General features: G+C 57.1%; 27 protein-coding genes and 1 pseudogene. 18 read left to right on the top strand and 10 right to left on the bottom strand.

Features of this window, described 5'->3' with window-relative positions:
- Nucleotide 1 precedes the first annotated feature (1 nt).
- Both C2R22_RS22370 and C2R22_RS22375 read left to right on the top strand, forming a co-directional pair.
- Nucleotides 2–1,252, top strand: coding sequence for a ZIP family metal transporter (locus tag C2R22_RS22370; RefSeq protein ID WP_103427989.1), 1,251 nt, complete (start codon nt 2–4; stop codon nt 1,250–1,252).
- Between the two features lie 25 nt (nt 1,253–1,277).
- On the top strand, nt 1,278–1,700 hold the full coding sequence (locus C2R22_RS22375) for a cupredoxin domain-containing protein (RefSeq protein WP_103427990.1): 423 nt from the start codon (nt 1,278–1,280) through the stop codon (nt 1,698–1,700).
- Between the two features lie 46 nt (nt 1,701–1,746).
- Here the strand turns inward: C2R22_RS22375 and C2R22_RS22380 are convergent, their stop codons facing one another.
- Both C2R22_RS22380 and C2R22_RS22385 read right to left on the bottom strand, forming a co-directional pair.
- Nucleotides 1,747–2,265: a winged helix-turn-helix transcriptional regulator gene (locus C2R22_RS22380; RefSeq protein ID WP_103427991.1), complete on the bottom strand. Its 519-nt coding sequence runs from the start codon at nt 2,263–2,265 to the stop codon at nt 1,747–1,749.
- Nucleotides 2,262–2,537 carry a DUF7471 family protein gene (locus C2R22_RS22385; protein WP_245903101.1) on the bottom strand — a complete coding sequence of 92 codons (276 nt, stop codon included), beginning with the start codon at nt 2,535–2,537 and terminating at the stop codon, nt 2,262–2,264. The genes C2R22_RS22380 and C2R22_RS22385 overlap by 4 nt, the downstream gene beginning before the upstream one ends.
- Before the next feature lie 408 nt (nt 2,538–2,945).
- Between C2R22_RS22385 and C2R22_RS22390 the strand changes: the two genes are divergently transcribed.
- The 4 genes and pseudogenes from C2R22_RS22390 to C2R22_RS22405 all read left to right on the top strand — a co-directional run bounded on the left by C2R22_RS22390 (nt 2,946) and on the right by C2R22_RS22405 (nt 7,086).
- A complete protein-coding gene (locus tag C2R22_RS22390; protein WP_245903102.1) occupies nt 2,946–3,356 on the top strand; it encodes a methyltransferase family protein in 411 nt (136 codons plus the stop codon).
- 76 nt (nt 3,357–3,432) lie between these two features.
- Nucleotides 3,433–4,740: a DUF7405 family protein gene (locus C2R22_RS22395; RefSeq protein ID WP_103427993.1), complete on the top strand. Its 1,308-nt coding sequence runs from the start codon at nt 3,433–3,435 to the stop codon at nt 4,738–4,740.
- Nucleotides 4,727–5,786: pseudogene (locus tag C2R22_RS22400) on the top strand (iron transporter). The gene C2R22_RS22395 and the pseudogene C2R22_RS22400 overlap by 14 nt, the downstream one beginning before the upstream one ends.
- 229 nt (nt 5,787–6,015) lie before the next feature.
- A complete protein-coding gene (locus C2R22_RS22405; protein WP_103427994.1) occupies nt 6,016–7,086 on the top strand; it encodes an iron transporter in 1,071 nt (356 codons plus the stop codon).
- 62 nt (nt 7,087–7,148) lie between these two features.
- Here the strand turns inward: C2R22_RS22405 and C2R22_RS22410 are convergent, their stop codons facing one another.
- Complete coding sequence (locus tag C2R22_RS22410; protein ID WP_103427995.1) at nt 7,149–8,660, bottom strand: hypothetical protein; 1,512 nt, start codon at nt 8,658–8,660, stop codon at nt 7,149–7,151.
- A gap of 729 nt (nt 8,661–9,389) precedes the next feature.
- Between C2R22_RS22410 and C2R22_RS22420 the strand changes: the two genes are divergently transcribed.
- From C2R22_RS22420 to C2R22_RS22430, 4 genes are all read left to right on the top strand, one after another.
- Nucleotides 9,390–9,794: a DUF7541 family protein gene (locus C2R22_RS22420; protein WP_103427997.1), complete on the top strand. Its 405-nt coding sequence runs from the start codon at nt 9,390–9,392 to the stop codon at nt 9,792–9,794.
- A gap of 98 nt (nt 9,795–9,892) precedes the next feature.
- Complete coding sequence (locus C2R22_RS27710; protein ID WP_425601409.1) at nt 9,893–9,997, top strand: hypothetical protein; 105 nt, start codon at nt 9,893–9,895, stop codon at nt 9,995–9,997.
- 127 nt (nt 9,998–10,124) lie between these two features.
- Nucleotides 10,125–12,809, top strand: a complete 2,685-nt coding sequence (locus C2R22_RS22425; RefSeq protein ID WP_103427998.1) for a heavy metal translocating P-type ATPase — start codon at nt 10,125–10,127, stop codon at nt 12,807–12,809.
- A 1-nt stretch (nt 12,810) separates the two neighbouring features.
- Nucleotides 12,811–13,248: a hypothetical protein gene (locus C2R22_RS22430; RefSeq protein WP_103427999.1), complete on the top strand. Its 438-nt coding sequence runs from the start codon at nt 12,811–12,813 to the stop codon at nt 13,246–13,248.
- Nucleotides 13,249–13,291: 43 nt separating this feature from the next.
- On the opposite strand, the gene C2R22_RS22435 is transcribed toward C2R22_RS22430, so the two are convergent.
- A complete protein-coding gene (locus C2R22_RS22435; RefSeq protein ID WP_103427979.1) occupies nt 13,292–14,116 on the bottom strand; it encodes an IS5 family transposase in 825 nt (274 codons plus the stop codon).
- A gap of 92 nt (nt 14,117–14,208) precedes the next feature.
- Here C2R22_RS22435 and C2R22_RS22440 point away from each other — a divergent pair, with 92 nt between their 5' ends.
- From C2R22_RS22440 to C2R22_RS25390, 3 genes are all read left to right on the top strand, one after another.
- Entirely contained in the window at nt 14,209–15,144 is a 936-nt protein-coding gene (locus C2R22_RS22440) for a cation diffusion facilitator family transporter (protein ID WP_103428000.1), read from the top strand.
- 2 nt (nt 15,145–15,146) lie between these two features.
- Complete coding sequence (locus C2R22_RS22445) at nt 15,147–15,554, top strand: SpoIIAA family protein (protein ID WP_245903105.1); 408 nt, start codon at nt 15,147–15,149, stop codon at nt 15,552–15,554.
- A 68-nt stretch (nt 15,555–15,622) separates the two neighbouring features.
- The gene (locus tag C2R22_RS25390; protein ID WP_162562624.1) at nt 15,623–15,856 is read left to right on the top strand and encodes a hypothetical protein; all 234 of its coding nucleotides are present in this window, start codon (nt 15,623–15,625) and stop codon (nt 15,854–15,856) included.
- Nucleotides 15,857–15,890: 34 nt separating this feature from the next.
- Here the strand turns inward: C2R22_RS25390 and C2R22_RS22450 are convergent, their stop codons facing one another.
- Both C2R22_RS22450 and C2R22_RS22455 read right to left on the bottom strand, forming a co-directional pair.
- On the bottom strand, nt 15,891–16,982 hold the full coding sequence (locus C2R22_RS22450) for a saccharopine dehydrogenase family protein (RefSeq protein WP_103428002.1): 1,092 nt from the start codon (nt 16,980–16,982) through the stop codon (nt 15,891–15,893).
- Between the two features lie 60 nt (nt 16,983–17,042).
- Entirely contained in the window at nt 17,043–17,705 is a 663-nt protein-coding gene (locus C2R22_RS22455) for a helix-turn-helix domain-containing protein (RefSeq protein WP_103428003.1), read from the bottom strand.
- Between the two features lie 83 nt (nt 17,706–17,788).
- Here C2R22_RS22455 and C2R22_RS22460 point away from each other — a divergent pair, with 83 nt between their 5' ends.
- The gene (locus C2R22_RS22460; protein ID WP_103428004.1) at nt 17,789–18,295 is read left to right on the top strand and encodes an SRPBCC family protein; all 507 of its coding nucleotides are present in this window, start codon (nt 17,789–17,791) and stop codon (nt 18,293–18,295) included.
- Here C2R22_RS22460 and C2R22_RS22465 read toward each other — a convergent pair whose 3' ends face one another.
- From C2R22_RS22465 to C2R22_RS22485, 4 genes are all read right to left on the bottom strand, one after another.
- The gene (locus C2R22_RS22465; RefSeq protein WP_103428005.1) at nt 18,296–19,618 is read right to left on the bottom strand and encodes an arylsulfotransferase family protein; all 1,323 of its coding nucleotides are present in this window, start codon (nt 19,616–19,618) and stop codon (nt 18,296–18,298) included.
- Entirely contained in the window at nt 19,615–19,893 is a 279-nt protein-coding gene (locus tag C2R22_RS22470) for a DUF7521 family protein (RefSeq protein ID WP_103428006.1), read from the bottom strand. The genes C2R22_RS22465 and C2R22_RS22470 overlap by 4 nt, the downstream gene beginning before the upstream one ends.
- The gene (locus C2R22_RS22475) at nt 19,890–20,267 is read right to left on the bottom strand and encodes a winged helix-turn-helix domain-containing protein (protein WP_103428007.1); all 378 of its coding nucleotides are present in this window, start codon (nt 20,265–20,267) and stop codon (nt 19,890–19,892) included. The genes C2R22_RS22470 and C2R22_RS22475 overlap by 4 nt, the downstream gene beginning before the upstream one ends.
- A 438-nt stretch (nt 20,268–20,705) precedes the next feature.
- Entirely contained in the window at nt 20,706–21,668 is a 963-nt protein-coding gene (locus C2R22_RS22485) for a transcription initiation factor IIB (RefSeq protein ID WP_103428009.1), read from the bottom strand.
- A gap of 202 nt (nt 21,669–21,870) precedes the next feature.
- On the opposite strand from C2R22_RS22485, the gene C2R22_RS22490 reads away from it, so the two are divergent.
- The 4 genes from C2R22_RS22490 to C2R22_RS22505 all read left to right on the top strand — a co-directional run bounded on the left by C2R22_RS22490 (nt 21,871) and on the right by C2R22_RS22505 (nt 24,696).
- Entirely contained in the window at nt 21,871–22,356 is a 486-nt protein-coding gene (locus tag C2R22_RS22490; protein ID WP_245903106.1) for a COX15/CtaA family protein, read from the top strand.
- A 282-nt stretch (nt 22,357–22,638) separates the two neighbouring features.
- Nucleotides 22,639–23,448, top strand: coding sequence for a DsbA family protein (locus C2R22_RS22495; protein WP_245903107.1), 810 nt, complete (start codon nt 22,639–22,641; stop codon nt 23,446–23,448).
- A complete protein-coding gene (locus C2R22_RS22500) occupies nt 23,429–23,872 on the top strand; it encodes a disulfide bond formation protein B (protein ID WP_103428012.1) in 444 nt (147 codons plus the stop codon). The genes C2R22_RS22495 and C2R22_RS22500 overlap by 20 nt, the downstream gene beginning before the upstream one ends.
- Before the next feature lie 98 nt (nt 23,873–23,970).
- Nucleotides 23,971–24,696, top strand: coding sequence for a CPBP family intramembrane glutamic endopeptidase (locus C2R22_RS22505; RefSeq protein ID WP_103428013.1), 726 nt, complete (start codon nt 23,971–23,973; stop codon nt 24,694–24,696).
- Nucleotides 24,697–24,810: the final 114 nt, after the last annotated feature.

Here is a 24,810-nt window from a genome sequence, read left to right on the forward strand (position 1 = left end):
CATGGCGGATAAGACACGAGACACGACGACGGACGGTGGTGTAACGGCTGACGAAGAGATCACACAACCGCTCGGGCTTCCGCGATGGGTCAGCGCGTTACTCCCGATCGTGTTGCTCGTACTCGTCCTGGGTGTGTTCGCATTCACGTCCCCGCTCGCCGGAGTTCAGAGCGGCGAACCACTTCCCGACGTGACGATCACGCACACGACTCTTCCGAGCGACGAAACGGTCGTCCTGCACGTGACGAACAACGGGCCCGAATCTGTGACGATATCACAGGTTCTCGTCGACGAGGCCTACTGGGATTTCCGAGTCGAAGGAGCCGGTGGTGACCAAACACTCGCCCCGATGGAGAGCGCACAGATCGTGATTCCGTATCACTGGAATCCGGGGTGGGACCTCGGAGTCACCCTCGTACTATCTGATGGAGCAACGTTCCATAATACGATCGTCGCGCCGAGTCAATCACCCGGGTTTAGCCTCGGGCTGCTCGGGACGCTTGCAGTCATCGGGCTGTTCGTGGGCGTGATCCCAGTCGCATTAGGGATGCTGTGGTTCCCCTACATCAAGACGATGAGCGATCGGTGGCTGCACGCCGTGCTCCTGTTTGCGGCCGGCGTACTGGGCTTCTTGGCGTTCGACGCCGGGTTTGAGGCGTTCGAGCTCGCCGAGAGGATTCCAGGCGCATACGAGGGCAACCTCTTGGTCGTCTTCGGGATATTCGGCGCACTATTACTCGTACAGGCGATCAGTGCGTGGCGTGAGGGCCGTGTCGCTGCTGGTGACAGTCGGGCGAGTAGCGGCCTCTGGATCGCCTATCTGGTCGCGATAGGGATCGGCCTGCACAACCTTGCGGAAGGACTTGCTATCGGGAGTTCGTTCGCACTCGGGCGCGTGTCACTCGGCGCATTCCTCGTGATCGGGTTCATGCTCCACAACGTGACGGAAGGTCCGGCTGTCGTCGCGCCGGTCGCCCGCGGGGAACGCCCTTCGCTCAAGCACTTCGCCGCACTCGGCGTCATCGCCGGCGCACCCGTCATCCTCGGGGGCTGGATCGGTAGTCTTGCATACTCGCCGACGATCGGGGCCTTCTTCCTCGCGATCGGGGTTGGCGCAATCCTGCAGGTCGACTGGGAGATCGCGCGAATGGTTCGCGATGCCGGCGGTCGCGTGGCGAGCGCGACGAACCTGCTCGCGTTCCTGTTCGGCCTCGCCATCATGTACGTGACCGATCTCTTCGTTGTCCTCTAATAGGATAACACTCGTTTCCGTTACAATGGTCTCGAAGTTCTACAACCGACGATCGATATTGCGGCTCAGCACCGCGACCCTAGCGACTCTCAGCACCGCCGGGTGTCTAGGTGGACAGTCATCATCGGCCCAGACTGTCACGATGCCCGGTGATCTCAAATTTGAGCCGAAGACCGCGACGATCGAACCTGGTGAGACGGTTACATGGACGAACGAGAGTGACATCGATCACACGGTCACAGCCTATGAAGACGAGATTCCAGACGACGCCGCGTACTTCGCAAGTGGTGGCTTCGAGTCAGAGCGTGTTGCGAGGAATCGGGTCACCGAGGGACTCATCGCTCCGGGCGAGAACTACGAGCACACGTTCGATCAACCTGGAACGTACGGGTACTTTTGTATCCCACACGAGAGTTCTGGGATGGTCGGGACAGTTCGAGTGAAGTAATCGAACAATCAAGTTCTCGTTCCGACGAAACACATCCGCAAACTCGTCACGAGCCCTCCGCCAGTAGGTTATCGACGAGGCGGGTGAACCGGTCGATCATCCGATCGGGCAGCGAGGGTGTAATCTCTTCGAGGAGACGAGCGGTTTCAGTCGGCGTGGCTGCGACCAGCGTCACGTGATTATTGACATCTCGGTGTTTCTCGATGAGATTTTGCTCCATCAAATGATTCAAGTGCCACTCGAGAGTCCCCCGAGCAATCCCGAGAGACTCTGTGACAGCGTCCGGTCTGGATGGCCCCTGTTCGAGAACGCAGAATAAAATGTCGCGTGCTGTTTCCCGGCGAATGACAGCGATTGCTCCCCGCTCCCACGCATCATATTCAGGTGTGTAATAGTGGGTCCGGCCATAGAGAGGTAATTCGACTACTCTCTCTTGATTCTGGAGTTCCCTGAGATGGTACTGTACCTGTCCTGGTGCGAGGTCTAGTCTCCGCGTGAGTGCGTTGAAGTGTTCTCCAGGGTGGGTGGCAATACACTCGTGAATCCGGTCACGTTGGTGTGTCATGTATCCAAATTGGTCTCGTTCGAAATAGTTCGAGAGTGATAGACCGCAGCAATGACGAGCGCGACAAGAATGACATCAAGTCCGTGTTCGAGAAGGTGATGCTCGGCTTGTGAAAACAGGCCGACGATGGTGATCCCCGCAACTGCAGAGCGTCCAAAGAGGGCAGCTATCGCAGCGACGACTAACAGATATGGACGGGATTGGCGCTGAACGAACGCGCCGATCGCAAGTCCCAGAAGCACCGCTGTACCAGCAGCTGCGATGGTGATCACCGCGAGCAACGGAAGGGACCACGGATCGATGAACCCACTATGAAGTGGGACAAATCCCGCCATGTGGTCTGAATTTGAAACGCAGTTACCTGAGAACGTCGATTCGAATTATCCCCAGATATTAGAATTGTAGAGTGTGGTTGGTGGTTTCAAACCTCTTCAGTGGGTGCAGTCTCAGGTATGAACCACGATTGACTCACTTTTTGTCCTTCAGAATCACGACATACACATATGTTCTCGTTCTCAGATCGCGCGCTGCTGACGGCGGTCGTCGCGGATGCCAAGCTGATTCTCGGGTATGCCATCAGTGCGGTGCATCCTGACCGTCGGGTGTGTCCCATCGGCGACAACTCGTGGCGGTAGTGGTTCAATTGGTCAGCGCTCTCCGTCGTGTTCGCTGTGTTTCCCGTGCTGGCCGCGCTCGATCAAGACTCGTTCATCTTCACCGAACGCTGGAACAAACTCGCAGGTAGCGGTATCGCCGCAATCGGGATGGGATTTGCCCTCTCCACCCTCTTCGAACTCGGGTGGATGGAAAGCAGTGGAAGAGAAGGGGAACTTCGGACGGACGGTATCTACCAGTACACGCGTAACCCACAGAGCGTGGGCTTCATTACGTTCATCGTCGGCGCGATCATTGCAGTGAACTCCCGGAAACTGGCTGTACACGGCATCTTGACCATCCTTGTGTACGCACTGTTCCCGTTTGCCGAGGAACCGTGGCTGCGAGAGCGGTATGGCCAGGAATACGATGAATACCGCGAGCGGACCTCCCGATTTATCGGGTGGAACTTGGTGAAGAAGCTCTTCACCAGATAGTCCGCTACCGGCCTTGAGGGGGGATTCAAGAACTCTACCAGAACCGCTTTTCCGTTGACTGCCTAACTGTCGGGTAATGAGTGATGAGAGAGGTATCCCTCGCCGAGAATTCCTCAAGTCGGCCATCGCTATCGGAGGAGCAGCGGCATTTAGTGCCTGTCTAGGCCGTGAAGAGGTCGATGTCCCGATGGGCCCGGACGATCTCTCGTCGTATCCACAACGTCAACACGCTTGGAATGAGGTCCTCCCACAGGACGACCATGGGAACGTCATCGCTCCGAGCCATCGTGTGCTCCTCTATTTGAATTACCGACGAGACGGACAACCGAACGAAGACGACCGTGAACAGGTTGAGACAGCTCTCCGTGGTATCGAACACGCCTACGAACGAAGCGGGGACGGGTTATTGCTCACGGTGAGTTATTCTTCGGCATACTTCGACCGATTCGACGATTCGCTTCCCGACGACGTTGACCTCCCCGATCCGGAAGCACTTGCTCCGTTTGAGGAACCCGAGTTCGATACGCCCGATGCGGTCGTCCATCTCGCAAGTAACACGGCACAGGTGGTGCTCGGTGCCGAAGAAGCCCTCAAAGGGAACAAATCGACCCTCAACGGTGTCGATCAGCCTGTCGCTGCACTGACCGATGTCTTCTCACTCGCCGACCGCCGAACTGGATTTATCGGGGATGGACTCCCGGCGGAGAATGCAGACGATGCGGAGGGTATTCCGGCCGACAAAGTCCCGGAGGACGCACCCCTGTTTATGGGATTCAAATCGGGATTCAAAAAGAACCAGGCCAGTGAAGATCGCGTGACGATCCAGTCGGGACCGTTCACCGGTGGCACGACTCAACATATCTCCAAGCTCCGACTGAACCTCAACCAGTGGTACAACCAAGACGACCGCTGGCAGCGTGAGGCGAAGATGTTCTGCCCGTATCACGCCGAGAACGACGTTATTGAAGGTGCCGGCGACAATCTCGGCGACAGTAGCAAAATCGACGACTGTCAGCCAACGGATGAGACGGCCCGCGAGATGGGCGTCGTCGGTCACTCCCAGAAATCTGCCCGCGCTCGCGACGATGATGATTCGCCCCTCATCCTGCGGCGCGACTTCGATTCAACTGATGGTGGAACTGCCAGCCTCCATTTCCTCGCGCTCCAGCGAGGGATCACCGATTTCGTCGACACGAGAGAAGCGATGAACGGAACTGATGTCACCGAGCAGTCAGCCGTCGGTCAACGGAACAACAACGGCATCCTACAGTACATCCGTACTGAGCGGCGCGGTAATTTTCTCGTCCCTCCGCGGTCGTTGCGCGCGCTGCCACCTGCCCAGCCGACTGGGGACGCACAGGAGGTGACGCATGAATCGTCGTGACGTACTTCGAGCGGTCGGGGCACGTCACTCATGGGGCTCGCGGGTTGTACCGGCCTGTTCGAGACGCGATCAGCGCAGGCGCCACCGCTCCCCGAAAACCGCCCGGACGCAGTCTACTATCCGACCCACTACGAGGGCATGAAAATGCCTGGAATGAAAGAACAGGGCGGGTACAAGTGTGCACTCACGTACTCGTATGCGCACCGGTTCTGGCTGATGAAGCCGAATGGAATCACGAAGGTCGAGATTCAACCCGAGGACTCGATCCATCTCATGCCGGTCGTTTGGGAGACACAGACGGGGATTATCCCACCCGATATCAACCCGCAGCTCACGATTACACAGAACGGGGAGTCGATTGATCAGTTCGCGCCGTGGCCGATGCTCTCCCAGCCGATGGGTTTTCACTTCGGTGATAACGCACAACTCCAGGGCGACGGCACGTACACTGTCGAGGTGAGCATCGGCGGGCCGTCGACGCGACGGACTGGGTCGCTGGCTGAGAATCAGGGGAACGCATCGTTCACGTTCGAGTTCGAGTTCAGCGAATCGGCGCTCAACGAGATCTCATACACGGACATCCCCGACGACAGGGAAGGCACGGAGGGTGCTGTCGACCTGATGGACATGGAGATGTTACCGAACTCGCAAGTGCCGACACCTGACGCGCTCCCTGGGGACGTTCGTGGTTCGGGGATGAGTGGGGATGCGAAGTTCGTGGTTACGATCCTCGAAGACGCGTCACGTTTCGGTGGTGACGAGGAACAGACGTATCTTGCAGTATCACCACGCACGCCCTACAATCGCACGATGCTGCCGATGATGTCGCTATCGGGGGACTGCGGCGGAACGGTACGTCGGTATTCGACGGCATTCTGCAGGCGACGATCGATCCCGAGCTACGGTATCACTACGGCGCCGTCGTCTCGGACGTCCAGTCGGGTGATGACCTTACGATCACGGTCGATTCGCCCCCACAAACAGCTCGCCATGAAGGGTACGAGACAGCCTTCGTTGATATGCCAGATGTGCAGGTGACGTTGTAGTTTCAAAGGTGTCTTTAGAATCCCAACCGAAGCCAAACCTATGGAAGAGAAGCACCTCCTACTGGTGACGTTACTTGGCGTTGTCTCACTCCTGGTACTCACCGGATTCGTCGTTCGCCTGGCGTAGACAGTCACAGAATGGCCGAGGCTGGCAGTTACAGAAACTCCCGGTTGACGACAGCGAGGTCGACTCAATGAATCTACCAAACATAGTATCTCAGAGGGGCATATGAATCGGCGAACGTTTCTCAAACAGGGGACTGCTCTCTCAGGTGGCCTAGTGCTGTCTGGTTGCCTGGGGCGGCTCGGATTCGAGACGCAGTCTGCATGGCGTGATCCTCCGCTCGTGGAGGATCGACCTGACGCGGTCTACTATCCGGCAATCATCGAAGGGATGGGAATGTACGGAACGACGACGGCAGGCAGTCTCGGATTTGCACTGATGCACTCCTTCCCGCACCGTTTCTGGAACCTCACTGGCTCACGAAAGACGAAAGTCGTCGTTCAGTCGGATGATTCGGTGCATCTGATGGCGAGTGTCTGGGACACCGAGACGGAGACGATCCTCCCGGTCGACGTCTCTGTCGAAATCAGTAACAGCGACGGTCGAGTGTCCTCGACCAACCTCTGGCCGATGATCTCGCCGAATATGGGGTTCCACTACGGCGACAATATCGCTCTCCCGGGGGAAGGACAGTACGATGTGACGCTCCAGGTCGGCCCCTTGCAGACAGCTCGTACGAATCCATTCCATGGGCGATTTACAGAGGGACAGTCTGCCACGATGCAGTTCACGTTCGATACGGATGAGACGTACAATTTGGAGATTCGCCGGTTAGGCGACAAAGCAGGCACCCGTGGGACAGTTGATCTAATGGACATGGAAATGGTCCCTGAACCGGTCGTACCGACAAAATCCGACCTTCCTGGTCGACTTCTCCATGAAGGGCAATCCGGTGATGCGACGATAGTCGTTGCTCTCGTTGACGGTGACCATCGGTTTAGCGATAGTGACGGTCCCTTCCTGATCGTCTCTCCTCGAACACCTTACAATCGCGTGATGCTCCCGAGGATGGCTCTTTCAGCAACACTCAACCGAGGAGGAGACACAATCACACAAGGGACACTCCAAGCGTCTCTCGATCCCGACCTCGGGAGTTTCTATGGGATGGGTCTTGATGAACTCAAGACGGGCGATACGGTCAGAATCACCGTAGAGACACCACCTCAACTGGCGCGGCACGATGGCTACGAAACCGCGTTCCTCGATATGGAGCCGATTGAGTTCACTGTCGAGTGATCCCTTTCTGGTCACGCTCTGACCATAGTGTGCGACCAGTGGTCCCCTCGAAACCACCAGAATCAGGGTAGATAAGGGGGCGTCGCTCCGGGAAGTGAGAGAATCCAGAGGCTAATGACGGTGTAACCGATCATCACAATAATGAACGGGTACTGGCTCCGGATCGCGACGAGACGACTCGAGAAGAGTTCGTAGGCGGTCGCGTGCGCTGCCCAGATAGCGAGGAGATGCCCGACGAGCACGTAGGCGATACTCAAGCCCTCGAACCATCCAGGTGGAGATAATGTCAGGGGATTCGCTGGGGGCGACAGTGGGGAGACAATCGCCATCCCTAGGGCTGGACTGAGGGATACGGCCAGTCCGGTGTAGTGAGCGAGGTGATATCCCGCTGCGATGGCCAATAGCGAGGGTGCAAACCGAAAGGCGATGCGTTTTGCTGTAATGTATGTCCCAGTCCGTCGCCGAGAGAGTATACCAGCATACCAATACGCGGCGAAGAAAACGACGTAGCCACTGACGAAAAGGAGTGTGTAGATGAGAATCGCACGAATCTGTACGGCTCCCACTCCAATATTAGAGAGGCTGACGAGTGCCTCGATAGTTGCTGCGCCCGTCTGCGTCGTGATGAAGCCGCTGTACGTGAGCTCCCAGATTAGCGCAATGACGAACGCGACATCGGAGGTGTCCGTGATTACGTCTGAATCAGTCAGGTCGCTACCGGGCAGTTTTACGGTGAGCTTCCCATCCCGCCGTTTTACAGGAGCGACAGCCCCGAAAAATCGGAACAGGACGGATAACGGATCTGCGTTCCCGAACCATGCGTTGGGACCGACGAGTACAGCGCCTGCAATTGTGACGACACTGTAGCCGAGGATCGCAATCGAAAGAGTTGACGGAATCGTGCTGACAGGGAAAACCACCTCAATCCACACGAGAAGTAATAGGCCACCAACAGCTGGCCATCGGGCTAATTCTTCTGGATACGTCCGGTATCCAGTTGGGAGTAGCGAGACGATTCCTCGCCAGGGGTTCAGCACTGGCCAGAGATTGCCTCCGAGATACGTGAGCATCGGCAAGCCTGCACGAACGACGACGAACGTGACGAGGATGGTGAAGCTCGCTGTCGGGAGTTGTGGGCCCGTCACTCCGAGGTACACTGCCAGTCCGAGGACGACGATTCCGAGTCCACGTCCGATCCACACACTAGGTGTTCGCCAGTCATCAATTGTTGGACCAGGAAACGACCAGCTGTGGAGATAACGGATAAACGCCCGATCAGTGACGAAACTTGCAAGCAGGGCAGAGGCGCCAATCGTAGCGCCGCCAGTGGCGAGATACAGCCATCGGGGAATGGCAAGTGTATCCCGTGGCTGCTTCGAGAGCGTCATTCCGTTCCCGGCAGCGACTGTTTCGGCAAACAGCGTCAATACCGAGACCCAGGTTACAAACTGAACCAGGAGTCTGAGCTTTGTGTTCGATACGACCCAATTATGGAGTCTCGACTCTGGCCCTGACTCTGTGTGCCCCTCTCTGCGTGCTCCAGAGTTCGTGTCTGAGTCAGGCGACGATGGCATATAGGAATAAGAAACCGAAGTACAGGAGCACAAGGGCTCCAAGTGCTTTCAGACGCAGCGTGCGTAACTCGTCTTCTTCGTCCGCTCGAGCAGAGAGGAATGCGTCTTCCTCGTCGACATCCAACTCTTGGGGATGTTCTAAGCCTTTGTGGAGGACGAGGCGGTCGGTCGTTGGGAACGGATGCCCACAGTAATCACACTCCCCTGCAGGTGAGTCACGCCGTGGAACCGTAGTGCCTTCGTATGACATACTCTCGAAAGCTGTTAATCGGCCGTAGGCCAGTCAGCGTTGAAACCGTTCTGGTTCGACGTTCGAACTACTCCGCTCGTGTATCGACTTCGTGGCGATATCAGTGGGCAGAATGGTCGGTTACAACAGATCTCCTAGCGAAGACCGAAGTTGTGCATACACTCCCTTTGACGGCGTGGAAGTAGCCTTTTGTTCAGAGTGGTTGTCCTCGACCGGAGACTGACTCTCCGCTTCTCGGTCTTCTTCGTAGGCGTCGCAGTAGATACACATAGAAAAGAGTAGGCAGAGCACCTTATAAAACCATTTGACCGTAAGATGGGATATCGCGGAGAATCGGGACTATGGAGCACTACCTGGTTAAGAGTGAGACGTTATATCGCGCGAATATTAACTAACGGCTGAATCACGGCCATATTCTAGTAACGATGAGGGGATCAATAACAGACGATTTATTATATCGTGAAGCTCAATTCGAGATAATGAGCGATCAATCTGACTCGGACGCAACCTTCACCGGATCGAGTCCATGGCCACTCTTCGTCGCGATTGGATTTGCTCTCTCGGAGGTCGGTGTCGTCCTCGGGCTTCGGCCTGTCTCTGTTGCGGGACTGTTGTTGTTCGTCGGATCTGTCGCTGGCATTCTCACAGAGGCGGAGTATATCGCTGAACCAGCGAAAGCAGCAGGTGTTCAAGGACTCATCCTTGTCGGTCTCGGTGTCTTGTTGATCACACAGAACCAGACCGGGACGACAATCCGCGGTCAATCAATTGCGATCGCTGGCATCCTGTGTCTCGTTGGTGCACTTGTCTGGGTAGGCTTCGTTCGGAGGGAAACCCGCGCCACGGTAACGACAGCGGAGACATCGGAAACAACATCTGATTGAGGGACCGTACTACAGTAGAATTCGCTACAACAAGAGAGAGAGATCACGTTCGTGGTTCTACTTGCCATCAGAATCGGTAAGGGGCGATAATGAGTCCGATGAGTACCAATGGTGATGTGGTCAGCGCCGGTCTCATCGTGTGTGGAGTCCGTACGCTTCTCCTCGAGATCAAACACGGCGAGTATCGACCAATCCGGACTTAGGTCAGGGGAATGGGACGGATTATCGGCCGATTTAATAACTCGGCCCGAATACTTTATTAGATGCTGCCATAATAAGGGGTTTTGGTAGCAGCCGATTTAATAAGTCTGTAGTAGCTAGCAGGACGTAATGACCTCACCTGACGAGGAATCCCACGACGGGAGTGGTGAACCACCGGATCACACCCACGACCACGGAGCGGATTCTCACGAGCAGGGTCATACACATGACCACGATCACAAGGATCACGAGCACGACAAGCACACTGGACAAGATGGTGATGACATTGTCCCATCGATAGACCAGGGAGACGTTGCACAGTTCTCCGTCCCGGAGATGGACTGCCCATCCTGCGCAGGAAAGGTCGAAAACAGCGTCGAAAAACTGGACGGAATCCGGAGCGTCGACCCGCAAGTGACAACAGGGACGTTGACCGTCTCGTACGACGGCGAGCAAACGAGTGCCACCGCGATCGAAGACCGGGTTCAAAAGGCCGGGTACACGGTGGAGGACACTGGCGAGGTCACCTCGAAATTCACGGTTCCGGAGATGGATTGTCCGTCGTGTGCGGGCAAAATCGAAAACGCCCTTGACCGGGTTGGTGGAGTGACAACATACGAGACGCAGCCGACGACCGGAACCGTCGTCGTCACGTACGACTCGTCGCGGGCTGGGGATGCTGACGTCATCGACGCGATCGAAAGCGCTGGGTACGAGGTCACGGATACGACAGGCGACGAATCGGGGCGTCAGGAAGCGAGCGGAGAGCGCGAGAGCATCTGGACGAGTTCGCGCGCACTCAAAACGTGGGTGAGCGGTGGATTCGTCGCCCTCGGCTTACTCTTCGAGTTCTTCCTGACCGGCCAGAATATACAGATCGCAGGTCTTCTCGGGACGGATCTACTGGTCGCTGACGTCCTGTTTCTGATTGCAGTGGCCACCGGCGGCCAGGAGATCCTTCGCAACGGCTACTACTCGGCGCGGAATCTGAACCTCGATATCGACTTCCTGATGTCGGTGGCTATCCTCGGCGCACTCGTTGCGAGTCTTGTCTTCGGTGAGGCACTCTACTTCGAGGCCGCCACCCTCGCGTTCCTGTTCAGCATCGCGGAACTGCTGGAGCGCTACTCGATGGACCGTGCCCGAAACTCCCTCCGCGAACTAATGGATCTCTCACCGGATGAAGCAACCGTCAAGCGGAACGGGAGCACGGAGACGATTCCCGTCGACGAGGTCGCCGTGGGAGACATCGTCGTCGTCAAGCCAGGGGAGAAAATCCCGATGGACGGAAGCGTCGTCGACGGTGAGAGCGCCGTCAACCAGGCACCGATCACGGGTGAAAGCGTCCCTGTCGACAAGACGACGGGCGACGAGGTGTACGCCGGCACTATCAACGAGGAGGGGTATCTCGAGGTCGAGGTCACCTCCGAGGCCGGCGACAACACGCTCTCCCGCATCGTGGAGATGGTTGAGGACGCCCAGTCGAACAAGACCGAACGCGAGCAGTTTGTTGAGCGCTTCTCGACGTACTACACGCCAGTCGTCGTCGGCTTCGCCATCCTGACGACGGTAGCAAGCCCGTACATCTTCGGCACGACCTGGTCCACGGCCGTCGTCTACGGACTGACGCTGTTGGTGTTGGCCTGTCCCTGTGCGTTCGTCATCTCGACGCCTGTCTCAGTGGTGTCGGGAATTACGAGTGCCGCGAAGAACGGCGTCCTCATTAAGGGCGGCAATCACCTCGAAGCGATGGGTGCGGTCGACGTCGTCGCGTTCGACAAGACGGGAACGCTCACGAAGGGTGAACTCACCGTCACGGACGTCGTTCCCCTGAACGGGAACTCAAAGGAGGACGTGCTCCGGTGTGCACGCGGGCTCGAGCAACGGAGTGAACACCCCATCGGCGAGGCAATCGTCGCCGAAGCCGGCAGCGCAGGGGTTGCCGAGCGCGAGGTCGATGACTTCGAGAGCATCACCGGAAAGGGCGTGCGTGCCGATCTCGACGGGACTCCTCACTTCGCAGGCAAGCCGGGTCTGTTTGAGGAGTTAGAGTTCGATCTGTCGCACGTTCACGCGACGACCGACGGTGGCGTCGTGACACAGACAGCCCAGCAGATGTGTGACCGGAACAACTGTCTCGATCTTCTCGAAGAGACCGTCCCTGAACTCCAGGCTGAAGGCAAGACCGTCGTCCTCGTTGGGACCGAAGACGAGCTTGAGGGCGTCATCGCGGTCGCCGACGAGATCCGTCCGGAGGCGAAGCGAACGGTCACTCGATTGAAACAACTCGGTGTCTCCCGAACGGTTATGCTGACGGGGGACAACGAGCGGACTGCCCGCGCGATCGCCGAGCAGGTCGGCGTCGACGAGTACCAGGCCGAATTACTCCCCGAGGACAAGGTGACGGCGATCGAAGAGCTCGTCGAGGAGTACGACGGCGTTGCGATGGTCGGAGACGGAATCAATGACGCACCGGCGCTCGCCACCGCCACAGTCGGCGTGGCGATGGGGGCTGCCGGGACTGATACCGCATTGGAGACCGCGGACATCGCCCTGATGGGTGATGACCTCGCGAAGCTTCCGTACCTCTACGAACTCGCAAACGATGCGAACGGTGTCATCCGGCAGAACATCTGGTCGAGTCTCGCTGTCAAAGCCGGGCTGGCGGTCGCAGTCCCGTTCGGATACGTCCCGATTTGGCTCGCTGTCCTCGCTGGGGATGCCGGGATGACGACGGCCGTTACCGGGAACGCGATGCGACTCTCTCGAATCACGCCAGACACAGACACCGAAACCAACGCTTCGGAGGGGTAAGATGGGTGCTGAGAACGAGGGAAACACAACGTCCCATACGGAGGCAGACCAGCAGCAATACCCGTTCGGACTCTCGTCTCCCCAGTTTGCCGTCCTCGTTGTGCTCGTTGGGCTCATCGGCCCCGGTTTGTTGGTATACACCCTCGAACAGGCGAATCTCTCTGGCGTCGCTGATCTCGTGTGGATCGTCGGCTATGGCACAACCGTATTTGTCGTTTGGTTCATCTGGCTTCGTCCGCTCGATTTCGCTGGCTCCTCCGCCCAAGATACATCGCTCTACGAAGAGTCGGAGCGATCCGAACCAAAATCGGAGGGGGCCGATGGGGAGAGTACCTCTTCGGATAGCACTGAATCAACGGAGCAGGATTCGATGGTGACGAGCGAAGACGGGGCCCAGGAATCTACCCAGGAACACCCGGAATCCTCAGATTCGAAATAGAACCCCCTCTAATGTGCTCTGTTGAATAGATGCTGAGTCACGGTTACAGCGGCTCACACAGTGGTTCTATGTTGATGATGGCGAACATCAGGACGATCTCACGAAACTGTCGATACCAGCCCAGCGCTCGCACGGCATCGCCGAGCGAGCGCTTGGTTGTCGAGTACGAGGTTTCGGCCATCCAGCGCTGAGAGTAGCCTTTTGCCCGAATGAGTGCGTTGTTTGTGGCTGCTTTCGGTGACGATCCGCGGTAGTGAACGAGGTACTCAACGTCGTGTGCGGCGACCTCGTACTCGGTGTGCCAGTCTTGAAATCCGTTGTCGGCGGCGACGGTCAGCAGGTCGTCCGCGTTCCGGCGGACGACCTGCGGCCCGGTCTTCGTATCGTGTTTCCACCGAGCTGTGATGTGGACGTCAAGAACAGCAAGCGATTCCACATCAGTCAAAGTCGTTACTTTCAGCGTCTGTACCGTGCTTCCTGCCCGCTGGCGGAAATACGATGACGCACGCCGGCGGTCGAAGAACGTGCTGTCCAGAGCAGCGTGTCCAGACTGCGGGTGCTGCTGCGCGGAAACGCGCAGCAGCGCCCGCCACACCCACATTTTCAGCCGATCGAACGACTTGTAGATCGTGCTGTGGTCAGGAAGGTCGTCTCGACCGAGCCCGAGTACAGCACGTATCTCAGCCATGTACTCCAGCCGATTCGGCGTTTCACGGTAGCTATGGCCCTCTTCGAGCCGAAAGCAGTGTAGAACGACGTGGATCCAGCGGGCGAACCCGCCGCTGGCGGGCTCGCCCGCGTGCTTCCCCAACGCTTGTTTGGCTAGGTGACGACACCGTTCAACGAAGTCGAGGAGGTCGACTTCCATAAGTCAGAATCGAGTTCCTCGGCTTCACCCTTCTAAAGCAGCGATATCGACAGATTAGATCGCTATTCAACAGAGCACTCTAATGTGGACTCATGACCTTTCACGAGCATACCGATGAGGAGACCGCAGAGCACAACCTCCCGTCTAAATCAAGTGGCAGTACGCGCCGGCTTGCGCTCGTCGCGGTCGTCAACTTCCTCGGATTCGTCATCGAACTGGCTGGTGGACTCCTGTTCGGGTCGGTCGCTCTCATCAGCGACGCCCTCCATATGCTGTTCGATATGCTTGCGTACGCGATGGCGTTCGGGGCGAGCTACACCGCCGAACGGTTCGAGGGTGGCGAGGCGTGGTCGTACGGTCTCCACCGACTGGAGCCGGTTGCGGCCTTCCTGAACGGCGTCTTGCTCCTTCCAATGGTCGGATACATCGTCTGGGAGTCCTACCAGCGGTTCCTCGAGCCGGTGGCGATCAATCCAGAGTTGACGCTGATCATCGCGACGGGTGGCCTGCTGGTAAACATCGGCTCCGTGTACGTGTTGCAGGGTGGTGAGATGAGTCTCAACGAGCGCGGGGCGTTCTACCACCTGCTCGGTGACGCCGGTGGCTCTGTTGCGGTAATCGTCTCGACCGCCGCCGTCGCAGTATTCGATCTCCCCATCGCAGACCCTGTGGCGGCCGTACTTATTGGGCTGCTGGTACTCGCATCGGCTGGGAACGTCCTCCGGGAAAGCACCTCAATCCTGCTGGAACGGAGTCCGGTGTCGTCCGAAGAACTCCGGGATGAATTGACGACACTCGATGGCGTGGACCAGATTGAGGATCTCCACGTCTGGCAGGTGTGTAGTCAACTCACCGTCGCAACCGTCCGACTGACAGATACGGCGACCACACTGGAGGAGCAACGGAGAATCCAGTCACGGGTTCACGATCATCTCACGGATCGAGGGATCGACCACGCAACCGTCGAGCTCGTCGGGCGTGCCGACCCCAATACTGACCCTGTCGGTACGCCGAATCACTCCCACTAACGATGTCCCACACAGCACCCAATCGAATGTTCGAGGTGTTGGACGAGACGAACGAGAACCTCATTGCGATTCGCGTCGGGAAGGGCACGCGAACGGGCTATCAAGAGCTGTACTCGCTCCTCGTCGAAAAGAGCAACCAGTACGGGCACATCCACGTGTACGAGGAAGTTCCGAACTGGACGTTCGGGACGTTTCTCACACACCTCCACGGGGTGATTCCCGATCTCCGGTACGGCCCCGACTTCGATATTGATCGGTACGCCGCAGTCGGCGATACACGATGGGCGAAACTCCTGTTCGACTGGTGGCGTACAATTCGACCGATCTGGCCAGTCTCGCCCGACAAGATGCGATATTTCGACATGAAAGACCACGATCAGGCCCTCAGCTGGCTTCGGGAGGAGGGGTAATGTCTGCCCGACAGATGGGAGTACCTTGAGCATCAATGCCAACACGCGAGTAGTCGACCTGCTTTGGGATGAGTGGACTGGCTGGCCTTGTCATCGGGCTGGCAGCACTCGCCGCGCCAACGACGACAGTAAATAGCATCGGCTACACGTTCGTTACGCCGGGTGGTTGCAGGGAGTTCATGACGTTCTACGGTGGATTCTATGCAGGAATTGGTCAGTTCCTTCTGCTCGCGACGCCTGGTGGGCTGTTCCGCCATAATAAAGCCCTCGGTACTAACGACAGCTATCGCCGGCTCCAGTGACGGTACAACAGAGTCGGTCAGTGACTATCGCCACTCAGGCATGCCCTCCATGCTGTACTGTCCGCCCGATAGTGTATCCGGCTTCAAGGAGGGTATCAGAGAACGCAGCGCTACTGAAAAGCTCCTGTATATGATGGACACCAGACGGGTGTGACGGGCCCAACGTCTCCACGACGCGAGCGGTGACCAGTGCCGTCGCACGGGCCTGATCTGGTCCTCGAATCCACCGCTCGATATCCGTTACTCGGCCGTTTGCCCGACCACGAACCTTCGTTTTGACCACTGACTCGTCGGACCCGAACCAGACAGCCTCGGTCAAGTTAACTATTCTATCAACCCCGAGCAACGATACAGCTGGCTGATACAGTCCGGTACGACGTAATAGCGCCAGATACCGCGTGACGAGACGAGAGTCGTAACACAGTCGACTCTCGATTATTGGGATATCCGTTGTCCGAGCAAGTACATGTTGATCAGCGAGATTTGCACGGTACGCTCGACGTCGACCCCACCCAGGAATATCGACCTGCCGTGGGTCAGTCAAACCGGCCACCGACATAGACTCGCCGTCAACTCGAATCGAGAACTGGCCAAGGGCGTCCTCGACGGTCCATTTAACTGTATCTGGACCGAAGGCCTCTCCGATACCTAACAACAGGGTGATGTCCGCTCGGTCGACGGAATCGAGTTCCGCTATTGCTTCAGCCACGAAGAGATTCGTCATTCCGGGGGAGAGTCCGACACTGAGTACGGCGGTCGCCTCCCGTTTGCGAGCGAGATCATCGAACGATTCGATCGCTTGGAGCAGTGCGTCCGTCGGCGAGATGTCGACGTAGTCGATGCCGCGCTCGAGACAGGCCTCCGCGAACCGTGGTGTATCTTGGTCCAAGCACATCACTACCATTCCCACGCCGGCGAGAGCGTCTGCATAGCCCGTCCTCTCACTGACATCGAGCGTCTGGGGTTTGACACCATGGACAGACGCTGAAAAACGGCGTGCCTTTTTTGGAGATCGGCCTGCAGCGAGAATTTCTCTCTGTGTACGGGCTGCGAGCTCAGTACAGACAGTCCGGCCGATAGTGCCGTAACCTCCGACGACAAGAACAGATGCGTCATCCCTGGACATAGTGGAACGCCGTGACGTGGAAGTGTAGCGTCAACGCCGAGTATACTCGGGGGAGACTCATTAGATAGCCTCTTTGTCGAGATAGCGTGGGAGCAGATTGGCTTCGATTCGTTGGAGTTGTTCCGAGACCGTCGCGGGGGCTCGCTCAACCGCCTCGGCAATCTCTTCGTGTGTCGCTTCTCGTGGAACCTCGTAGTAACCTAACTTGACGGCGGCTTCGAATACGTCGCGTTGCCGCTCGGTGAGCAGGTCCTCAAGCTGGCCACCGCCAGGAACGTACTCACCGACGCGCTCTGGATAGAGGTCGATTCCGGGTGGGATGTCCGCAGTGATTTGTGTGATTGCGGAGTCCGTTCCGACGACGGTGAGGCGTATGCCTCGGTCGGTGTATTCATCGGTGTATTCGATCGGTGGAGCAAGGACGAGTGAATACGCCGTGAGGATGTAGAACAGGCTCGTCATCGATGGTGACTGGCTGTACACCATATACGCGAGCCCAGTCTCGCGTGTCACGGCAAAATCTTGGACCGACTCTTCGGCTGCGAGAAGTCGTTCAAGCATTTCCATATCTCCCGAAAATGCACTCAACTCGACGAACTGCTCGCCAATTCGATTGATTTGGTGTGTCGTGTCTATCGTTACGGCAGGAGTGTCTTCGATGGCAGTCTCAAGTGGATGGAGAGCCCCATCGTTCCAGACCAGAACTCCAGAGGCGAATCGCATAGTGGTCCGTGGGCTGCCGTGAGTATTAACCCCGAGTATACTCGGATACACTCCCAATCGCATCGGCCCTAAACTGAGAGAATATGATCGAAGCAAGCGCCGCGGTCAGAATCGATGCGTCACCGGCAACAGTCTGGTCGTTTCTGGAGGAGTTCGAAACCCTCTGGGAAAAGTCTAATCCAGATCACGACGGGACATGGGTCGTCATGGATCCGAAGAAGCCACTCCGGGACGGGCTCCGATTCTATCAGCGGGAGTGGGTCGGACCGGTTAAAGGGATAATCAAGGCAGATCTCCGTGATGTCGTCGAAGAGAGGCGGTTCAGTTGGATCGGTACGTGTACGTATACCCTGCCCCCGTTCCCGCTCGCGTTCACCGTCGAAGAGGGAGGGACCATACAACTCGAGCCGACAGACGGACAAACACGCCTCTCCCACCGCGTCTGGGCCCGCGTACCACCGACAATCCTCGGGAGAGTTCTTCAGGGGGTGCTACCCATCCTTGGAGACATCGAACAGGAAGCCTACGAACACACCCTCGTCGAGTTGGAATACTTCAAGGACGTGATCGAGAATGATACCGGGAATTGATTAGCTTCGAATACTGTCAATTCCCCCGCCGACGATGAGCAGTGTCGAAACAACCGTCACTCCGAGTTGTGGCTCTCGAAACCAGAAGGGTGTCGAGGGAATGATGGCTCGAAGGCCGACCAGTAATAATGAGAGAACCGGCACGTCGGCATCAGGACTAGCGACGTCACCACCCTTATTCGTGTACATCGGCCCACCGACAGATTCACCGACCGGGAGCCGGTCCGCTTCGTACGGAATACGCTCGGTTTGGAAACTCCAAACTACCCTTCCAGATTCGTTGACTTCGACGAGCCGACGATTCAATGTGTCTGTGATTAACGTGTTCCCGTTCGAGAGGCGGTCCGCATCCCGAGGCCAGTTCAAGGGAATATCTCCCGCACTGTCGAGAATCCAAGCAGGTTCCCAATTCCCGTCCTCGGTTTGGTGCAGTTCGACGACACGGTCGTTCTCGCTATCAGCGACGAGGACGGCATCATCCCCGAGCCACTGAGGGTTGTGCTGGTGGTTGAGCACGTCGGGGTCACCACATCGAATATCGCCATCACTGTCATAGTCGGCTAACTGGCCTGATTTCCGACAGTTGGCATCGTTTGAATCGGTCGTGTCCTCGTTGATGACGTCGACGACACCCTCACCGCGCTCGATGACGAGAAGTTGGTTTGCATTCCGTACTGAGACAAGATAGCGCCCGGTGCTGATGACATCCACGTCGTTGATGTGCAGCCAGTCGGTCGTCGTCGGATCTTGTGGGGCGTCGTAGAACGAACTCGCATTCCACTGCCACGTGACTTCGCCGTTCCTGACAGTAAATATACGCTCGTACTCCATATCCGTCACGAGGTATTCTCCTGTCTGAAGTCGTTCGACATCGTGGACTTCGCTGTTCTTGTTCGTTCGGACCGGGAAGCTATACTCCGAAAGCACCTGTGGCTGTTGCCCGGGGTCAATGACTCGGAATCCCGTCCGGGTACAGGGAGATTCGTACGGTCCGCACGAAGTATATCCGCTGTCCATGAACCCAGCTAAGACAGTCCCATTCTCCGTTTTTGTCACGTCGAAATAGCTTTCAGCGCTAGATTCACGCCATGTCGTGTTCGTACCGTTGAGGAGGTAGACGCTCCCGTATTCGTGCCAGCCTGGGCCACCTCCCTGAGACCCGACCAAGGTTCGGGCTGTTTGATCTGTTTCCGAGGCCGTCCCAATCGCCGGGGCGAGCAGTGCGCTGCTAACAACGGTGAGAGCAAACAAACCCACGCCGAGAAGGATTAGATAGCTACCCCGATGGAGATCGGGCACAGTAAAGTTCGGGACGAGGTTCATCTTTGGATATACAGCGAATACATAATGACCGCGAGGCCAAGGGCAACGAATAGACTGTTGATGAGTACGCCAAGTGCCAATCCGACAGAAAAGAACTGATTGGCCACACCAGTCAAGATTGCCCCGAATGTGATGATACCGAACCCAACACCAAGAACGCGTAGCGAATGCTCACCAGTCCGTCGATAAGCTTTAAACGCGATATAGGTAATCCCACCACCGAGAAGCAGGATGATTAATTTGACAGCTGCAATGGCCGTGATAACGCTGTTCATACTTCGTCCCCCATCATCGACCAGATATCTGCAAGCCGTTCGTCGGTGGATTGCGGCGTCCGGTCGACATTCACAGTAAACACACCTGTGTCGTCCATCGAAATCGTGACGTCCTCGAACGAACGTTCGTAGTAGGTGACCCGTCCACCGCCAGGATTGATGGTCTCCTGTTCCCGGACGAGGGAGGCGAAACTGAGGAGTTCTAATTTACGATACAGCGTCGACTTGGGGATGTCACATGCGTCGAGGAGTTCGTTTGCAGTCATTGGTTCGATAGTTTCCCGGAGAATAGCCCGACATGCGGGATCATCCAGTGCATCCAGGACGTCCTGCAACTCTGGGGAGTCCTCGGGTGACACTGAATTATCTCCCATTATTCGATAATAGGTATTCCACGGGATATGATGTCTGATTGCCAGCGAGGCACCCCGTCGATCCCACGGCGTCATCCAGGCTTGTGGTTTCAGAGTCATGACAGCCGTTCCATCCAAAGAGAGCGAACATAGTGACACAGTTGTGAAGTGGTTACGATTCGTACTGGGTTTTGAGTCGTTGTTCGCCCGCGTCGGTAATCTCGTAGAGACCCCTCCCACGCGGAACAATACAGTCCTCACTATGGAGATGAGCACACGCTTGGTCAATGGTGATTGGGTGTCCATCGACGGCGTTCGTGATTTCCATCACATGACAAGGTGATCCGTCAACGAGCAACTCTAATACCTCAATTTCGGTCTGTATTGAGAACTCACTCATGGTAGGTACTGTATCACTGGTAACTGTGTAGCTGTCCTCCGTCCGCAGAGACTTGCCGGTCACCCATGCTCTGCGTACACCTCAAGAAGCTCCTGATACCGGTTCCGGATTGTGACTCGACTCACATGAGCCACCTCACTCACTGTTTCCTGTGTGAGTTGCTCATTCGTGAGATGAGTCGCAGCGTACAGAGCGGCAGCCGCCAACCCGGCCGGACTCTTCCCACTGTGGACAGCATTATTCGTAGCTACCTCAAGCAGTTCTCGCGAGCGCCGTTCTGCTTCGTCGCTCACGTCAAGCGATGATGCGAATTGCGGGATATATTGCGTGGGGTCCTCCGGCTTGATCTCGAGGCCGAGTTCTCGAGACAGATATCGGTACGCTCGCTGGATCCGGATTTTTTCGACACGGCTGACGTCGGCGAATTCACTCAGCGGCCGTGGCATACCGTGCTGTCGGGCAGCCGCGTACAAGGACGCCGTCGACATTCCTTCGATCGAGCGACCGGGGAGCAGGTTCTGCTCTACAGCACGCCGATACAGGACGCCTGCAGTTTCCCGAACCGATTCCGGAAGTCCCAGAGCGGACGCCATCCGGCTGATCTCCCCGAGCGCTTGTTTGAGATTCCGCTCGTGGGCATCCTTCGTCCGGAACCGCTCGTCCCACGTCCGAAGGCGCTGTAATTGAGCACGTTTGCGACCGGAGACGGCTTGTCCGTATGCATCTTTGTCCTGCCAACCGATAGTCGTACTCAGGCCCTTATCGTGCATCAGCTGCGTCGTGGGAGCACCGACCCGACTCTTTTCATCGCGTTCGTCCGACGTGAAAGCACGCCACTCCGGGCCGTGGTCGATTGGATCATCTTCAAAAACCAACCCACAGCTTTCGCAGGTCGCCTCACCGCTGTCGCTATTCAGGGTGATATGGCCCTGACACTCGGGACAGGTATTGTCGTTAGCAGACTTCACCTCACGGTCGCGTTCATCAATTGATCGTTTCTGGGTATGTTCTTGAGCCATCATACTATCGGCGTATAGGGGGTTTCCCTACAAACCGTGGGTCTTCTTAACAGTGCCGTGGGACGGCTCCTCAATGAATAGCAGGCGGTGTCCCACTCACTGGGAATCCGGCCTAACACTTTGTTTCCAAGACATCAACTCATCACATCGCGAATCGGAGTCCCTACCCAATATTATGTCTCAAGCCCGAGCTCGCTGGCACTACTTGCGAACCACGATTTCACGGATTCCTGTCGAGTACAGGCATATCGCCGGTTTCACGCTACTAGTGACGTATATCGTGATGCTTCTCGGGGCCTACACTAGTGCAATCGGTGCTGGACTTTCCTGTCCCGATTGGCCGACCTGCTACGGGACGTGGGTTCCCTTCCTTCAACCCGAGATCATTGCTAACTCGCCATACTCTGCACTCCAAATCTTCGCAGAGTGGGCTCACCGTGGACTGGCGATGACGGCCGGAGTTCTGATCGTCGGCACGACCTTTGGAGCGTGGGTGACACACCGTAATACCCCGATTGTCAAATGGTCGGCCACGGCCGCTCTCGCCCTCCTTCCGTTACAGGTTATCCTCGGAGGATTGACCGTCACGGAGGATCTCCAACCAATCATCGTGACGACCCATCTCGGCGTGGCAATTCTTATTCTCCTCTGTCTCCTGACGACTTTCCTCGTCGCATATCTCCGCCGCTAATGACACCTTGCGTATAAAACAATGCCACAGATACCGACGATTGAGCTTACTACGAGAACACAACACGAGGCCTATGAAATCTGCCACTTGGAGTAGTGATCACGAATGACTGCCCATACTTGCCCGATCTGTACAGATCAATTCGAAACAGCTGGAGCAGCGCGTGACCACACATGGAACGTTCACAGCGCCTGCCATTATTGTGGCGAACAACTCGGTGACGAGACTGACGAGCACCTCTACAGACATTGGCTCGCCGCTCATCCCGACGACCTCTCACGTGTGGACTACAAACGGGCGGACGCAGCCGTCGATTCACGCACGTTCTCAGAGCGGCTCTCCGAGGGAGGTGTCGGAGCTGCTGTCGGAGGACTGACCCGCCGACAGCTTCTCCTCGCCGGCGGTGGTGCCGCCACTGCCGGTTTCGTGATCGGCGCCACCGCTCTCTCTAACAATACGAGTACTGAACCGGAGGGCGGTGCGAATGCTGGAGGTGATATGGGTGCCGTTACCACTGCCCCGATTCCCGACTCGCCTGGAGACTTCCGTTATGCGACGATGGGGTCTGCTGATGCCGATGTCACGGTCACATACTTCGGGAGCTGGAAGTGTCCGTACTGCGCCCAGTTCAGTACGGAGATGCTTTCACAACTCGTGACGGACTACGTGGAACCAGGAACGATCGCGCTTGAGTTCCGCAATCTCGCATATATCGGTGGCGACCCGTTTTTAGGCCCCGATGCACCCGCAGCCGGCCAAGCCGGGTTAGCCGTCTGGAACACCAACCCAGCCTCGTACTGGGCGTTCCACGAATACGTGTTCCGGAATCAGCCACCCGAAGGCGACCAGTGGGCGACCGCCGAGAGACTGGTCGAGTTTGCTCAGGCCGCAGGCGTCTCCGAGACAGCGTCGATCCGCACGGCGATCCAAGAAAATCAGTACGACGACGCGCTGCGGGCGACTGACAGGGCTGCGAGCGATACCGATGTCGACGCCACACCCACGCTCCTCATCGATGGCACGACGGTCAATCCACTCGGAAACGAAGAGCGAACAAGACAGATGATCGAAGATGCAACTGGGTCAAACTGAGTCATGGATGTCCGACGGACGATTCTGGCTTGCAGGTGGGGCAGGCGTCGCGGCGGTTGCGACCTTGGGAAGCCTCTGGTTCAGTCTCGGCCTCGGTCTCGTTCCGTGTACCCTCTGCTGGTACCAACGTATCCTCATGTATCCGCTCGTCGTCGTTCTCGGCGTTGCCGCCCTCGAAAGTCACAACACAGTCTGGCGAACAGTCGTGCCACTATCCGTGGTGGGAGCTTCAATCGCGGGATATCACTCCGTACTCCAAGCAACGAAGGCCTCATGCACCTTTGCTGGTCCCTGTGCAGTCGTCCAGTGGCAGGCTCCGGTACTCGGACTCACGATTCCGAATCTCTCACTGATCGCGTTCGTACTCGTGACGATTACAGTCCTCGCTGGATCGAACCTCGTCGAACCTGAACATCAGCTATGAACAAAATCACTACCGCGGGAAGTCTTGGAATGAATAGCGCCGGAGTCGACCTATCGAAGCCAGCTTGTAGGGTGGAGCCCTACGCTCACATCTGATTAATGTCGTCGATATCTCGTTTCCGGTCTGTCGCCTCGGCGATTGGTCTCACGTATGGATCATACGTCGCAGGGGCTCTCGTAATCCTTGCCGTCGCGACGGTCGTCGGGTTGTTCGGAGTCGACCTCGCGTCACGTCCAGCCCTCAGGCTGGTTTTGAGTACGTTCTTCCTCCAAGGAGTGACGTTTGGGGGCATCACCATCCTCTATCTCAAAGGCCGTGATCTCGGATTCGGATTCGTTCCAGTTCGTCTGCCTGACAAGCGTGATGGGGCGGTGATTGTCGGGGGGAGTATAGCGATCCTGGGGTTGCTCTTTTTGGCGTCCGCAGTAATCACGGCCCTCGGTCTGAACTCGGCTCAGAATCAAATCGTCGAGGTCGGGCGACAAAATCCGAGTGTCTTCCTTCTATTGATCCCGCTCCAATTTCTGTTGGTCGGCCCAGGAGAAGAGCTGTTGTTCCGGGGCCTCGTCCAGGGCACCCTCCGTGAAAGTCTCCATCCGGCCCGTGCAATCGTTCTCGCAAGCGCTCTGTTCGCATCGATCCATCTCTTCTCGTTGTCAGGGGAAGGCAAACTGGTGTACATCGGTATCGCATTCGTCCTGGCCTTAGTACTGGGAGCAGCGTACGAGTACACGGACAACCTCACAGTGCCGGCTGTGATTCACGGGACGTATAACGCGGTGCAGTTCGCAGGAGTCTATCTGTCGTCCACGGGCGGACTCTAAAAATCTGATCGCTTTCTAGCCCCAATCTCGGGCTCCTAACGGCGAACAAGTATAGGTGAAAAGCCGCCATCTTCATTCACCTTTTGCCGAACATATCCACGCGATGTCCCGTGA

The organism is Salinigranum rubrum, assembly GCF_002906575.1.
Lineage (GTDB): Archaea > Halobacteriota > Halobacteria > Halobacteriales > Haloferacaceae > Salinigranum > Salinigranum rubrum.

Excerpts from the sequence above, each read along its gene's own strand:
- C2R22_RS22370 (WP_103427989.1), top strand. The coding sequence starts at position 2 with ATGGCGGATAAGACACGAGACACGACGACGGACGGTGGTGTAACGGCT.
- C2R22_RS22375 (WP_103427990.1), top strand. The coding sequence starts at position 1,278 with ATGGTCTCGAAGTTCTACAACCGACGATCGATATTGCGGCTCAGCACC.
- C2R22_RS22380 (WP_103427991.1), bottom strand. The coding sequence starts at position 2,265 with ATGACACACCAACGTGACCGGATTCACGAGTGTATTGCCACCCACCCT.
- C2R22_RS22395 (WP_103427993.1), top strand. The coding sequence starts at position 3,433 with ATGAGTGATGAGAGAGGTATCCCTCGCCGAGAATTCCTCAAGTCGGCC.
- C2R22_RS22405 (WP_103427994.1), top strand. The coding sequence starts at position 6,016 with ATGAATCGGCGAACGTTTCTCAAACAGGGGACTGCTCTCTCAGGTGGC.
- C2R22_RS22410 (WP_103427995.1), bottom strand. The coding sequence starts at position 8,660 with ATGCCATCGTCGCCTGACTCAGACACGAACTCTGGAGCACGCAGAGAG.
- C2R22_RS22420 (WP_103427997.1), top strand. The coding sequence starts at position 9,390 with ATGAGCGATCAATCTGACTCGGACGCAACCTTCACCGGATCGAGTCCA.
- C2R22_RS27710 (WP_425601409.1), top strand. The coding sequence starts at position 9,893 with ATGAGTACCAATGGTGATGTGGTCAGCGCCGGTCTCATCGTGTGTGGA.
- C2R22_RS22425 (WP_103427998.1), top strand. The coding sequence starts at position 10,125 with ATGACCTCACCTGACGAGGAATCCCACGACGGGAGTGGTGAACCACCG.
- C2R22_RS22430 (WP_103427999.1), top strand. The coding sequence starts at position 12,811 with ATGGGTGCTGAGAACGAGGGAAACACAACGTCCCATACGGAGGCAGAC.
- C2R22_RS22435 (WP_103427979.1), bottom strand. The coding sequence starts at position 14,116 with ATGGAAGTCGACCTCCTCGACTTCGTTGAACGGTGTCGTCACCTAGCC.
- C2R22_RS22440 (WP_103428000.1), top strand. The coding sequence starts at position 14,209 with ATGACCTTTCACGAGCATACCGATGAGGAGACCGCAGAGCACAACCTC.
- C2R22_RS22445 (WP_245903105.1), top strand. The coding sequence starts at position 15,147 with ATGTCCCACACAGCACCCAATCGAATGTTCGAGGTGTTGGACGAGACG.
- C2R22_RS25390 (WP_162562624.1), top strand. The coding sequence starts at position 15,623 with ATGAGTGGACTGGCTGGCCTTGTCATCGGGCTGGCAGCACTCGCCGCG.
- C2R22_RS22450 (WP_103428002.1), bottom strand. The coding sequence starts at position 16,982 with ATGTCCAGGGATGACGCATCTGTTCTTGTCGTCGGAGGTTACGGCACT.
- C2R22_RS22455 (WP_103428003.1), bottom strand. The coding sequence starts at position 17,705 with ATGCGATTCGCCTCTGGAGTTCTGGTCTGGAACGATGGGGCTCTCCAT.
- C2R22_RS22460 (WP_103428004.1), top strand. The coding sequence starts at position 17,789 with ATGATCGAAGCAAGCGCCGCGGTCAGAATCGATGCGTCACCGGCAACA.
- C2R22_RS22465 (WP_103428005.1), bottom strand. The coding sequence starts at position 19,618 with ATGAACCTCGTCCCGAACTTTACTGTGCCCGATCTCCATCGGGGTAGC.
- C2R22_RS22470 (WP_103428006.1), bottom strand. The coding sequence starts at position 19,893 with ATGAACAGCGTTATCACGGCCATTGCAGCTGTCAAATTAATCATCCTG.
- C2R22_RS22475 (WP_103428007.1), bottom strand. The coding sequence starts at position 20,267 with ATGGGAGATAATTCAGTGTCACCCGAGGACTCCCCAGAGTTGCAGGAC.
- C2R22_RS22485 (WP_103428009.1), bottom strand. The coding sequence starts at position 21,668 with ATGATGGCTCAAGAACATACCCAGAAACGATCAATTGATGAACGCGAC.
- C2R22_RS22500 (WP_103428012.1), top strand. The coding sequence starts at position 23,429 with ATGCAACTGGGTCAAACTGAGTCATGGATGTCCGACGGACGATTCTGG.
- C2R22_RS22505 (WP_103428013.1), top strand. The coding sequence starts at position 23,971 with ATGTCGTCGATATCTCGTTTCCGGTCTGTCGCCTCGGCGATTGGTCTC.